Origin of the sequence: Sulfitobacter noctilucicola (genome assembly GCF_000622385.1) — a bacterium.
Classification (GTDB): Bacteria; Pseudomonadota; Alphaproteobacteria; order Rhodobacterales; family Rhodobacteraceae; genus Sulfitobacter; species Sulfitobacter noctilucicola.
In genome coordinates this window covers 3,235,172-3,247,477 of the sequence record NZ_JASD01000008.1, presented here as the reverse complement: position 1 = coordinate 3,247,477, position 12,306 = coordinate 3,235,172, and the positions used below count along the sequence as shown (strand labels likewise).

Sequence of the window (12,306 nt, the reverse complement as noted above, 5' to 3'; positions counted from 1 at the left end):
CATGACCGCGATCCGATTGCATGCCTCTGAACTGGCTTATCTGTTTTCCTACGCGAACACCGCCGATATCGTCGGATGGGGCCGTGATCCGTTTTTGCCCGCCGCCACCGCGCAAGCTGATCCGAATAAATGGTACGCGAGCGGCGCAGAACGGCTTGCTGCAGCAAACTGGCTGGTCGAGGTTCCGGGCGAAGGGGCCACTCTGGATCAAGCGCTCACCGAGATGGTGCTTGCGCTTGTAGACCCTGCGCTGGTCTTTATGTCAGAGCGAAAAGCGGAGGATGGCGTGCGCAGGATGACCGTACACGTCAAGGATGACACGCTTGTCGGTATGGTCAGGCACGCGGACGGCATGTTTGAGCTGACTGCCTACGTTGACATCACAGCCGCCGCCGCTGCAAGCGCCGCCTTTCTGGGCACGGCAAGATTGCCAGTGCAGGCGGGCACGCGGATCGACACGACGCTTGAGCATCTCAACGGGATCAACGCGCTTGCCTCCAATGGACAACCGGAAAAGGTGATAGCCGGCCTGGAGGCGCTTGGCGCAAGCACACTCGACGCGACCTCAATCGCCTCGGCCATGACATCACCGGTGGCGTCCGGCGTGCTCAGCATCCTCTATTGCGTTGAAAACACCGCCCGCGACGCGCAACCCTATAGCGTGATGACAAATACGGATGATGAAACATGGATCATTTTCCCGCCCGCAAGCCTGCGCGGCCCGATGTCGATCGAGCGTAGCTCCCTTACCGCCTTGACCGGACGGGTGACAATCAGCGTGGCCGCGAGGCTCAAGATGGTGCAGCAGAGTGAGGCTTGAGCGGTCAGGAAGACGGGCATTCTGGTCATTGATGTGAAGGATATCGGAGTTTTGGAGCGGGTAACGAGAATCGAACTCGTAACTAAAGCTTGGGAAGCTGCCGTGATACCTTTTCACCATACCCGCGCGCCTGAGGTTTTGGGATAGGGCCCAGCGGGGATGCCGTCAAGCGGGTTTGCGGGCGGTGATCAGATTGATCTGGCCAGGGATGCGGATCCCTTGAGGTGTCACAAAGTCCTGCAAAGCCAGTGCCAAAGCGTCCTGCATCGCACGTTGGGTCGGCGTGTCGGCATCGTGGTGCTTCAACGCGCTTTGCGCAGGGCCAATCTGGCACATGAGTGCAGCGACCTCTTGCGCATTTCCCTGCGGCGTAAGCGCCAAATCCACTGGTATTACAGAGACATCTGCCAGACCGGCGTTGGCCAGAATGTGGATCACACTCTCGGCCTCACGGAACGCGAAAGGGCCGGGGGCATCGGGATCGCTTTTGGGGATCGGGCCCAACAGGTTTTTCGCGACACCGGCGGGCATGGTGAAGTAGGGGTTCTGCCCAATCGCCCCCCACGCTGCCATGACCATCCGTCCATCAGGGCGCAGGGCAGAGGCCAAATTTGCAAAAGCAGCTGTGGGATCGTCAAAGAACATCACGCCAAAGCGGGACAGTACGCAGTCTGTTGCAGCCTGCTCAAAGCCGTGGGTTTGTGCATCGGCAAGTGCGAAGGAAACCTGAGGATGTGCGTCGGCCCGCACCATTGCGGCATCCAGCAGAGTTTGGGAGATATCAAGGCCGCAGACGCCACCATCGCTCCCGGTCAGCTCAGCCGCGGCCAACGTGCTTGTCCCGGCACCACAGCCGATATCGAGTACACGCTCTCCCGATCCTAGACGCGCGTGGTCCAACACAAGGTCAAGCACCGGTGCGAGAGCCGCATCCATCGCAGCACGTTGATCTACCCAGATATGCCCAGCTTGGTCGCGCCAGAAATCTTCCTGATCCTTGTTTGGTCCGCTCATGCACGCCGCCTTCTGCGCCGCCCGCCTGTTTCGCCCCCATCGCCGCTGCCGCCGGTGTTGAAGGTCGCGGTGGGCAGGGTGACGATCGAATTCAGGATAGGGAAAGGTTCGACCGCGTTCGGGATCGCAGAGGCATTCACAAAATGCTCCTGAAAACGCGGCTCGATCGCGGTCTCGATCTTATGTATGGCACGCACGGTCTGTTCAATCTCCGTGCGCGCGTCGGTGTTGAGCAAGGCGATCCGCGCGCCTGTTCCGGCCGCATTGCCGGCAGAGGTGACTTTGTCCAACGGACAATCGGGGATCATGCCCAGAACCATGGCGTGTTTGGTCGAAATATGCGCCCCAAAAGCACCGGCAAGAACCACGCGGTCCACCTTTTCCACACCGAACTTATCCATGAGCAGGCGCGCACCGGAATAGAGCGCCGCCTTTGCCATCTGGATTTCGCGTATGTCGCGGTTGGTCACGGTAATGCGGGGTCCGCCTTTGTACGTGCCATCATAGACGAGATAGGAATTCGTGCGTCCGTCGGCGAAAACATTGACCGACCCTGTCTGCTCGGACGTGCCAATCAGGCCGGGCGCATCCACAATCCCATTCATACGCATTTCAGCGACCATTTCGATGATGCCTGAACCGCAGATGCCTGTGACGCCGGTGGTCGCAATCGCCGCCTCGAAGCCGTCTTCATCGGACCAAAGATCGCTGCCGATGACCTTGAATCGCGGCACCTTGCTGACCGGATCAATCTCGACCCGTTCGATGGCACCGGGCGCCGCGCGTTGACCTGATGAAATCTGCGCGCCCTCAAATGCAGGGCCGGTAGGCGAAGAGCAGGCCAGAACCTTATCCTTGTTGCCCAACAGGATTTCCGCGTTGGTGCCCACATCCACAACCAGCACGAGGTCTTCGGATTTGTCCGGTGCTTCTGACAACGCCACAGCAGCAGCATCAGCACCGACGTGGCCCGCGATGCAAGGCAACAGATAGACATGAGCCGAGGGATGTATGTTCAGTTCCAGATCAGCAGCCCTCAGTCGCATTTCGTCCGACGTGGCCAGCGCGAAAGGTGCCTGACCCAGCTCGAACGGGTCGATACCCAGAAAGAGGTGGTGCATCACGGGGTTACACACGAAAACCACATCCACGATAAGCTGCTTGTCAATGCCTGCCTCTGACGCGATCTGGCTGAACAGACCATTCATGCCTTCACGGACGGCGGTGGTCATCTCGTCAGCACCGCTGTCGTTCATCATTGAATAGCTGACGCGGCTCATCAGATCTTCGCCGAACCGGATCTGCGGGTTCATGACACCGGAGGAGGCGACAACTTCGCCCGTTGCCAGATCGCAAAGGTGCGCGGCGATGGTGGTAGAGCCAAGATCGACCGCCAGACCGTAAACAGTACCTTCGTAATACCCCGGCCAGATATGCATGATCCGGTTGGGGCTCTCATCGTCGCCCAGATGGATCGCCACGGTGACTTTCCAGCCCCCTTTGCGCAGGACCGGCTGCATCTTTTGCAGGATGGGCAAATCGACCGTTACATTGTCCAGCTGCCACTCTTTCGCCAGAGCCATGCGCAAACGCTCGAGATCCCCCGAGGGGTCGTGCATATCCGGCTCGGCAACCTCGACATAGTAGAGCTTGGTCGAGGGGTTCAGCACAATGTCGCGGGCTTCGGCGCGTTTGCGCACGACCTGTTTGTGCACCTGACTTTCTGGCGGCACGTCGATCACGATATCGCCCTTCACAGTGGCCTGACAGCCCAACCGTCTGCCGGCTTTCAGCCCGCGCTTGTCCTGATAGCGCTGCTCCACACTGTTCCATTCCGACAGCGCATCATCATGGACCGTGACCCCATGCTTGGAGAATTCGCCATAACTGGGCGTGATCTGGCATTTGGAACAGATCCCGCGACCGCCGCAAACGGAATCAAGATCAACCCCGAGCTGACGTGCAGCGGTCAGGATCGGCGTTCCTGTCGGAAAATGTCCGCGCTTGCCGGAAGGGGTGAAGATAACGAGTGGATCACTGCTCATTGACGGATTCCCAATGGTCTTTTGCCCAACATAGCGCAGGTGCGCGGGCGTGACAGCCGGACTGCGGCAAAAAACGAGGGTTTACCGTCATTTATGGCGGTATGTATGGGTCGAAATATTCATGATGATGATGAGGGAGCTACAAGGGCAGGTTTGCGGACAAAGCCGCCCAATGCGACTACAGCATGTTTCGCAGCGCACGGCTCGGATATCTCACTCGCCGGATACTTCGGGCCTTAATTTCGATGAGCTTGATCTATGAGGTCTGTGAAGACATTCGAAAGTCTCTTTGTGCCCATGAGGCTGAATGCTGCCAAGGGTGCTCCTGAGAAATCTGAGACACTGAGAGATGTTCCATAAAGGAATGCAGCCAGAAACAGATCGACGGCCTCTCCAGCATTTCGTCTGGACGGTATATCCGCATAGAAACCATTGTTGTCTTGGCTTACCCTGACCCATGCATCATAGGGTTGCTCGTCTCCCCTATGGAAGCGAAATCTCAACTGTGTTTGGGCTTGATTTTGAAAAGGCTTATCCCAAATAACTTCGAAGAACGTAACATTTCTGTTCGGGTAATGAACCAAACGAAAGACCGGGTTCATAGCGCGACTTTCCATTGCAAAAAATGGTTGTTGCGTATGCGTGTTCAAAAATGTGCCAACTAACCAATCTTTGTATAGTTGGCTGGTCAAAACTTGAAGGTGGGGTGGCTCGTACGCCGCAGCATCTCCTACACGAATATTTATTCCATATTCATCAAGCTCTCTCGGCGCAAAGAAGTACATGTCGTCCGGCGGAGTGCGTAGCATGATGTATATTAGCTTTTCCGGGGTGCGAAACTTCGTCAGCGAACTATATATATCTGCAATCACAGATTGCGTCGCTGATGGGTCGTAAACCCCCGAAACCTGATGTACTCCGAGCTTTCCATCCGCCACTCGTAGCTGGCCAGCCAAAAAGATAATTGAACAGGCTGAGGCGCAGCGGCTCGAAGACCTAACCCAAGTATTTATGTTGGATGCTGCAATATGGTTTGCAATCTCGAGTGCGTCATAAACCAAGCCCCCCGGACTATCTAGTTCGACAGTGCGAACGTCTGGATGATTGCTCACGAGGTCCGCGAACTCCTTAGCTGTCTGCGCGTCTATTTCACCGCTTATTCGCAGGGTTACAGGGCTTACGAGAGCAACTTCTGCCTCTGCAATGCTTGGGCAAACCCACGTAGTTATCCCTATCAGGAAAATTACAGCAATTGTTTTTATAAACAGCAATACTTCAATCTTCGACCACGGCAAGGTTCTGAACCTTGAACCAGTAGACGAACAAAATACAACCATTAACTTACTTTGGGCGCTCTGCCGCCATTGAGCACTTTCGACCAAAAACCTGAATTGATCCCAGCACGCGAAGCGTCACAATTGACTGCGGGCGTGAAAAATGAAACCGAGAAAGTTCAAAAGCACCTGTGCCGCGAGGATCGTAGTAGAGCCGGACGGATCATAATCAGGTGCGACTTCTACCAGGTCAATACCAACAATCTCGTGACGTTCAGCGGCGGCCTGGAGCAGCTCTACCACCTCGTAGTACAGAAAGCCGCCATGCGACGGTGTGCCAGTGCCGGGAGCGATTGACGGGCAGAAGGCATCAATGTCGATGGTTACATAAAGCCGCGCACCTGCGGGGATATGGCCCAGCACACCCCGGACGCCCATCTCGCGGGATTGGCGCACGGATATGATGTCCGACCCCATCGCCCGCGCATCGTCATAACCCTCTTTGGCGGTAGAGCTCACGTTGCGGATACCTACCTGCGTCAGCCCCGTGACGTATTCCTGCTCTGCTGCGCGCCGCATCGGGTTGCCGTGGCCGTGGCGCACACCATGACGTACATCGACAAAGTCCAGATGCGCATCGATTTGCAGGATGTGGATGTCGCCCTGTCCGTCGAATGCGCGGATGCAGGGGATATTGATGGAATGATCGCCGCCAATGACCACAGGAAGCGCACCTGCGTCCAGAATTGCACGCACGCCTGTCTCGATATTGGCATGGCTGGTCTCGGTATCGGTGTGAACGATGTCGGCATCACCAATGTCGACAATATTCACGTCCCCCGGCAGATAGGTCACATCATCTTCGTGATCGTAGGCGCCCGCGTGTCCGAAGCTGAAAAGGGTCGAAGCCTCGCGCACACCGCGCGGGCCGAACCGTGCACCCGATCTATATTGCGTACCGGCATCAAAAGGCGCGCCAAGGATCGCCACATCCGCGTCCAGCGCCGCCCAATCCGGCTCATAGGGGCGTTTGCCAAAGGTCGAGATGCCCACGAACGGCAGGTTCAACCGCCCTGCGTCATAGCCGTGATCTGCCATATCTTTCTCCCTTTTGTGATCAACCTTGTTCAAAGGGCGGGCCAATACAAGCGCAAGCGGCGAATGCCCCTTTCCATCCTTAAGCGTCCATGAGATAGCAACTTGCCAAATGAAGCCATAAGCCAGAGGTGCAAAATGGAGATTCGTGAGGCCCTGACCTTTGATGATGTGTTGCTTGTTCCGGGAGCGTCCTCGGTACTGCCATCAACCGCAGATACACGCACATATGTGACCCAAGCCATCGCGCTGAACATCCCGCTTTTGAGCTCGGCCATGGATACTGTGACCGAAGGCCGTATGGCCATCGCCATGGCGCAGGCCGGTGGCATGGGCGTTATTCACCGCAATCTGACAGTAGACGAACAGGCCCGCGAGGTGCGCAGGGTCAAACGCTTTGAAAGCGGGATCGTGTATAACCCGATTACGCTGACACCTGACCAGACGCTGGCCGACGCCAAAGCCCTGCAAGAACGCTACAACGTTTCGGGCTTTCCGGTGGTAGACGAGAACGACCGCGTTGTCGGCATCGTGACCAACCGCGATATGCGCTTTGCCTCCGATGACGCGACACCGGTCAAGGTCATGATGACAAACGACAACCTTGCCATTCTGCACGAGCCTGCAGACCGCGCCGAAGCGCTGAGTTTGATGAAAGCGCGTCGGATCGAGAAACTGCTGGTAACGGACGGCAACGGCAAACTTACCGGGTTGCTGACACTGAAGGATAGCGAACAGTCGGTGCTGAACCCGACCGCCTGCAAGGACACTCTGGGCCGATTGCGCGTGGCCGCTGCGACAACCGTTGGTGATGCAGGCTTTGAGCGCAGTCAGGCGCTGGTCGAGGCGGGGGTAGATATGATTGTGATCGACACCGCGCATGGTCACTCCGAAGGGGTGGCACATGCGGTGACCCGCGCCAAAAGCCTGAGCAATGAAGTACAGGTTGTGGCAGGCAACGTAGCGACAGGCGAGGCGACGCGCGCACTGATTGATGCAGGTGCCGATGCGATCAAGGTCGGCATCGGACCCGGTTCCATCTGTACAACGCGCATGGTCGCAGGTGTGGGCGTGCCACAACTTACCGCGATCATGGATTGCGCGTCAGCCGCCGGGGACGTGCCGGTGATTGCCGACGGAGGCATAAAATTCTCGGGCGATTTTGCCAAGGCAATTGCAGCGGGAGCGTCCTGTGCGATGGTCGGCTCGATGATCGCAGGTACGGACGAGTCCCCCGGTGAGGTAATCCTCTATCAGGGCCGCAGCTTTAAAAGCTATCGGGGCATGGGCTCACTCGGTGCCATGGCACGCGGATCGGCCGATCGATATTTCCAGAAAGACGCCGCAAGTGACAAACTGGTCCCCGAAGGCATCGAAGGGCAGGTCCCTTACAAAGGCAGTGCAGGTGCCGTTGTTCACCAGTTGGTTGGCGGCTTGCGCGCCGCGATGGGATACACCGGCTGTGCGACCGTCGCCGAGATGCGCAAGAACTGCAATTTTGTGAAAATCACTGGTGCGGGTCTGAAGGAAAGCCATGTGCATGACGTACAAATCACGCGCGAGAGCCCGAACTACCGTGTAGGGTAAATTCAGTTTTTCCAAAGACTTAAGCCTCACTCTTAAACAGGTATGTAAACGATGACACCCGGTGCACGCGTCGCTGCTGCGATTGAAATTCTGGCCGACATGACGGACGGGCTTGCAGCAGAACAGGCGTTGACCCGGTGGGCGAGGCGCAGCCGTTTTGCAGGCTCCAAAGACCGTGCTGCCATCCGCGATCATGTTTTTGACGTCCTGAGGTGCAGGCGCACCACCGCGCACATGGGGCAGGGCGAGACACCGCGCGCCCTGATGATCGGGGCGCTGCGGCTTCAGCAGGCTGACCTCGATGCGCTCTTTTCCGGTGAAGGCCATTCTCCCGTCCCGTTAAGCGAGCAGGAAAGAATGGTCCCCGAGATGCCAAGCGATACGGCCGTTCTGATGAACCTGCCGGACTGGCTTATCCCCCATTTCGACGAAAGCCTTGGTCCCGCTGCGATGTCCACAGCGCTGGCGCTGCAAGAACGCGCGCCCGTGTTTTTGCGGACGAATGCGGCCCGTATTTCCAGAGACGATGCCATCGCGGCTTTGGCATCGGAAGGGATCGAGGCATCCGTCAATCCGATCTGCGACACTGCCCTGACGGTAATTGAGGGCGCGCGGAAAATACGCAATTCACAGCCTTATCTCGAAGGTCTGGTGGAGCTTCAGGACGGTGCGAGCCAAGCAGTGGTCAGCGCTTTGCCGACAGGCAGACGCGTGCTTGATTTTTGTGCCGGAGGCGGTGGCAAAGCGCTCGCGATTGCGGCCCAGCCAGACAGGGCTGTGACAGCCCACGACATTGATCCGCGGCGTATGCAGGACATCGCCTCACGCGCGGAACGTGCCGAAGTCCAGATCAAGACCGTGGCCAGCGAGGATCTAGAGGGCGGTTATGACGTGGTGTTATGTGATGCGCCCTGTTCGGGGTCAGGTGCATGGCGCCGGTCAGCCGAAGCGAAATGGACACTCACGCAGGACCGTTTGACCGAGTTGACGACGGTTCAGGATGATATTCTCGATCAGGCGGCAAGGCTGCTGGCACCGGCTGGTGCGTTGGTCTTTGCGACCTGTTCCGTCCTTCACTGCGAGAACGAAGCGCGTGTCGCCGCGTTTCTTAAGCGGCACCCAGACTGGAGCTGTTCTTTTGAGCAGCGTTTTGCGGTCGGTGCTGACGGAGACGGCTTTTTCACAGCACACTTGATACGTGGGTTGTAAGATGTATTCTCAATCAAAGCGGGAAAAGAGCATACCCATTATACGCTGATTAACCTTTTCTGCGCGTTACTGGCGGACGATTCGCGCAAGCAGAAGGGAATATCTTTGTCGGAGATCAGTGCCGCCCCACAGTGGAAGCCGTTAAGATCCGCCGAAACGGCGCGCCGGATCAGGTGGACGTTTGCGATTGGTGTGTTTCTGGCCGTCCTGGCCATGCTTACACCGTTGCGGTCCTTGACCCTCGGGCTGATGGCCTCTGCCGCGACGCTTATCTTCCTTGGTTTGGGTGTCTGGCTCCAAAGCCTACGTCAAGAGCGCAAAGAAGCCTCTGATCTGGCTTTTGTGCAAGGATTTATCGCGCGCGACGCAACGCCCAGTTTGGTCACGGATGAGGACGGGCAAATTTCGACAGCAAATCCAGCAGCGATGCGGCGATTTGATCTGGAAAACCACAGGACGCTTGCCGCGATCTTGACCAAGACCATCGCCAATCCCGCCGGGGTTCTATTCCGACTTCAATCGCGCGCGCTGGCGTCGGGCGCGGCACAAGAAGATCTATTCACCCGTGATGGCCATCTTCGCATTTCGGTGCACGCAATCGCCGAGCAAACGCTCGTCTGGCGGATAGAGCAAATGGCAGAGCGTGCAGCGCCCAGATCCGCACAGGACAGCCAGCATTTACCAATGCTAATGGTCGGGCGGAATGATGCGATCCTATTTATGAACGACGCAGCCCGTGCGCTTGTCGGCAGTCGGGTCAAGGGTTTGGATAGATTGTTTACCTCTCTCCCTGTCATATCGGGCTCTACAGTACCCATTACGACCAATGACGGTCCAGCAGATGTTCTGGTCGCAGAAGTCGCCGCGGGAGCAGGGCGGCGCGCGTTGTACCTATTGCCAGCCCCACAGATGCAGACACAGGCCCAAGGGTGGCAAGCATTTCAGGATCTGCCTGTCCCGCTGATCAAAGTCGCCCCAGATGGAACGGTGCAATCGTTTAATCGAATGGCCTCAAATCTGATCGGTATATCCCTTGCCGAAAAAGAGCATCTTTCGCGATTGATGGAAGGGTTGGGACGGTCAATCGGTGACTGGATCAGCGATGCACTCGCGGGCCGGAATGTGCAGAAGTCCGAGTTTCTGCGTCTGAAACGCAGTGACAAGGAAGTATTCGTTCAGGTGGTCCTCAATCCCATAAGCGAGGAAGGGGCACCTGCATTGATTGCGGTGCTTCACGACGCGACAGAGTTGAAATCACTTGAAGCCCAGTTCGTGCAAAGCCAGAAGATGCAAGCCATCGGGCAACTGGCCGGTGGCGTTGCGCATGATTTCAATAATCTTCTGACAGCGATTTCGGGGCACTGTGACCTGCTGTTGCTGCGGCACAACCAGAGCGATCCAGATTATGGCGATCTTATCCAGATCAACCAGAACGCCAATCGCGCGGCGTCGCTGGTCGGGCAATTGCTGGCGTTTTCCCGTAAACAGACTTTGCGCCTTGAAACGATAGATATGCGCGACACGCTTGCGGATCTCACACATCTTCTAAACCGCCTTGTTGGCGAAAAGGTCACCCTGACGCTGAGCCACGATCCTGTACTGAAGCCGGTCAGGGCCGACAAACGGCAGCTGGAACAGGTTCTTATGAATCTGGTGGTCAACGCCCGCGACGCCATGCCGGCTGGTGGCGAAATCCGCATCACGACCGAATACCAGAACCTGGAAGCACCGCTAGAACGCGACCGCGTGACTGTCCCGGCCGGCGAATACGTCACCGTCCAAGTCAGTGACACAGGCGGTGGCATATCGCCCGACAAACTTCAGAAAGTGTTTGAACCTTTCTACACCACCAAGCGCACGGGAGAAGGCACAGGACTAGGGCTTTCCACGGCTTACGGGATCATCAAGCAAAGCAGTGGATTCATCTTCGTGGATTCGACAATTGATCACGGAACAACTTTCATCCTGTACTTGCCGGTTTACGCGACACGACCCGCAAAGACGTCAGCCGTGACAGTACCGGTGACTAAGGCCCCGCAAAAGCATGAAGATGGCGTAATACTCCTGGTTGAAGACGAAGCACCGGTACGGGCCTTTGCAAGTCGCGCACTGCGTTTACGGGGCTACACCGTACTGGAAGCTGAATCTGCCGAAGTAGCGCTTGAAACGCTGGAAGATCAGAGCCTGAGTATTGATGTGTTCGTGACAGACGTCGTCATGCCCGGCATGGATGGTCCAAGCTGGGTAAAAGAAGCGCTCAAAATGCGACCGGATGTGCGGGTGGTTTTTGTCTCGGGCTATGCCGAAGACAGCTTTGGCGAAGAACAGACGCGCATACCCAATTCAGTATTTCTGCCCAAGCCGTTCTCGCTGAGCGAATTGACCGACACTGTACAAAGCCAATTGCACTGATTTTTAACCTTTTTGAGGCTCAATCCAGACAACACTCTCAACTCAGATCAAAACGCTCAATTGATCGACGCGTAAAGGTCGAACTCTTCGGCGCATTTTTTGCGGAAACGGCGCGCCACATCCTCTGACAAGTTCACGTCCATCGTTGGCGACACATTCTCATTCTTAAGTTCAAAATCGAAAGAGAGCCTGTTCTGAAGAAACGTCTGCAGCTTTTGCTGATCCTCATAGCGGAAGAAATGCGTAACTCCTGTACCATTGGGCTGGGACTTCACAAACTGGAATTGACTGCCAACATCGGCGAAAGCGGGCTTGTCACCCTTCATATAGGCCAGCACGAAATCGTCGAAACTGATACCGTGCGTGCTGTTGGGCTTTCCCGTCATAAATGGACGTTGACGGTACCGGTACCAACTGCCCAACCACGAGACAGGCTCGCGAATGACGGCCATCACTTCGAGCTCTACATCACAGACCCGTTCAAACATCGGTCGGATGAAGCGGTTGTAGCGATAGACAGGCGCATGCTTTAGCATTGGCGGCTCAGAGATCACCATGTCCGCACGCGGGGCGAGTGCGGTCTCATAGGCCGTTGTCCCGGTTTTTGGAACAGATAGAAACGCAAGACGTTCCTTATAGAAAACAAGCATTTGAAGGCTCCGCCAGATATTTCCGGATCATCCACGTCTAGCGTAAACCACATCTTAACCAAAGAGGGAAAAACATGGGTTATGACGAATTCGATTGAAATGTTCTCTGTTTGGTCCTATCTGGAACATTAGCAGAACATGAATGGCACAAGGTGAGCGATTGCCGATGCCACAACACTATGACACTAAGGGAACAGGCA

The 12,306-nt window shown here is 56.5% G+C and carries 9 protein-coding genes and 1 tRNA gene; 4 read left to right on the top strand and 6 right to left on the bottom strand.

Going from position 1 to position 12,306, the window contains the following annotated elements; genetic code table 11:
* Window position 1 precedes the first annotated feature (1 nt).
* Window positions 2-820, top strand: a complete 819-nt coding sequence (locus Z946_RS0119590) for a hypothetical protein (RefSeq protein ID WP_025057408.1) — start codon at window positions 2-4, stop codon at window positions 818-820.
* A gap of 52 nt (window positions 821-872) precedes the next feature.
* Here Z946_RS0119590 and Z946_RS0119585 read toward each other — a convergent pair.
* The 5 genes from Z946_RS0119585 to speB form a co-directional block, all read right to left on the bottom strand.
* Window positions 873-946, bottom strand: a tRNA-Gly gene (locus Z946_RS0119585).
* Window positions 947-985: 39 nt separating this feature from the next.
* A complete protein-coding gene (locus Z946_RS0119580) occupies window positions 986-1,834 on the bottom strand; it encodes a class I SAM-dependent methyltransferase (protein ID WP_025057407.1) in 849 nt (282 codons plus the stop codon).
* Window positions 1,831-3,879 carry an ASKHA domain-containing protein gene (locus Z946_RS0119575; protein WP_025057406.1) on the bottom strand — a complete coding sequence of 683 codons (2,049 nt, stop codon included), beginning with the start codon at window positions 3,877-3,879 and terminating at the stop codon, window positions 1,831-1,833. The genes Z946_RS0119580 and Z946_RS0119575 overlap by 4 nt, the downstream gene beginning before the upstream one ends.
* A gap of 236 nt (window positions 3,880-4,115) precedes the next feature.
* Window positions 4,116-5,174 carry a COG3904 family protein gene (locus Z946_RS21205; protein ID WP_025057405.1) on the bottom strand — a complete coding sequence of 353 codons (1,059 nt, stop codon included), beginning with the start codon at window positions 5,172-5,174 and terminating at the stop codon, window positions 4,116-4,118.
* Window positions 5,175-5,291: 117 nt separating this feature from the next.
* A complete protein-coding gene (speB, locus tag Z946_RS0119565; protein ID WP_025057404.1) occupies window positions 5,292-6,251 on the bottom strand; it encodes an agmatinase in 960 nt (319 codons plus the stop codon).
* 135 nt (window positions 6,252-6,386) lie between these two features.
* Between speB and guaB the strand changes: the two genes are divergently transcribed.
* The 3 genes from guaB (at window position 6,387) to Z946_RS0119550 (ending at window position 11,456) form a co-directional block, all read left to right on the top strand.
* Complete coding sequence (gene guaB / locus Z946_RS0119560) at window positions 6,387-7,835, top strand: IMP dehydrogenase (RefSeq protein ID WP_025057403.1); 1,449 nt, start codon at window positions 6,387-6,389, stop codon at window positions 7,833-7,835.
* 51 nt (window positions 7,836-7,886) lie between these two features.
* Window positions 7,887-9,044: an RsmB/NOP family class I SAM-dependent RNA methyltransferase gene (locus Z946_RS0119555; RefSeq protein ID WP_025057402.1), complete on the top strand. Its 1,158-nt coding sequence runs from the start codon at window positions 7,887-7,889 to the stop codon at window positions 9,042-9,044.
* A 213-nt stretch (window positions 9,045-9,257) separates the two neighbouring features.
* Window positions 9,258-11,456: a hybrid sensor histidine kinase/response regulator gene (locus tag Z946_RS0119550; protein ID WP_052836173.1), complete on the top strand. Its 2,199-nt coding sequence runs from the start codon at window positions 9,258-9,260 to the stop codon at window positions 11,454-11,456.
* A gap of 56 nt (window positions 11,457-11,512) precedes the next feature.
* On the opposite strand, the gene Z946_RS0119545 is transcribed toward Z946_RS0119550, so the two are convergent.
* The gene (locus tag Z946_RS0119545) at window positions 11,513-12,106 is read right to left on the bottom strand and encodes a hypothetical protein (protein ID WP_025057400.1); all 594 of its coding nucleotides are present in this window, start codon (window positions 12,104-12,106) and stop codon (window positions 11,513-11,515) included.
* Between the last annotated feature and the right edge of the window lie 200 nt (window positions 12,107-12,306).

Bases quoted from the DNA above. Each gene is read 5' to 3' on its own strand.
- Z946_RS0119550 (WP_052836173.1), top strand. From the start codon at position 9,258: ATGCTTACACCGTTGCGGTCCTTGACCCTCGGGCTGATGGCCTCTGCC.
- Z946_RS0119575 (WP_025057406.1), bottom strand. From the start codon at position 3,879: ATGAGCAGTGATCCACTCGTTATCTTCACCCCTTCCGGCAAGCGCGGA.
- guaB (WP_025057403.1), top strand. From the start codon at position 6,387: ATGGAGATTCGTGAGGCCCTGACCTTTGATGATGTGTTGCTTGTTCCG.
- speB (WP_025057404.1), bottom strand. From the start codon at position 6,251: ATGGCAGATCACGGCTATGACGCAGGGCGGTTGAACCTGCCGTTCGTG.
- Z946_RS0119580 (WP_025057407.1), bottom strand. From the start codon at position 1,834: ATGAGCGGACCAAACAAGGATCAGGAAGATTTCTGGCGCGACCAAGCT.
- Z946_RS0119555 (WP_025057402.1), top strand. From the start codon at position 7,887: ATGACACCCGGTGCACGCGTCGCTGCTGCGATTGAAATTCTGGCCGAC.
- Z946_RS0119590 (WP_025057408.1), top strand. From the start codon at position 2: ATGACCGCGATCCGATTGCATGCCTCTGAACTGGCTTATCTGTTTTCC.
- Z946_RS0119545 (WP_025057400.1), bottom strand. From the start codon at position 12,106: ATGCTTGTTTTCTATAAGGAACGTCTTGCGTTTCTATCTGTTCCAAAA.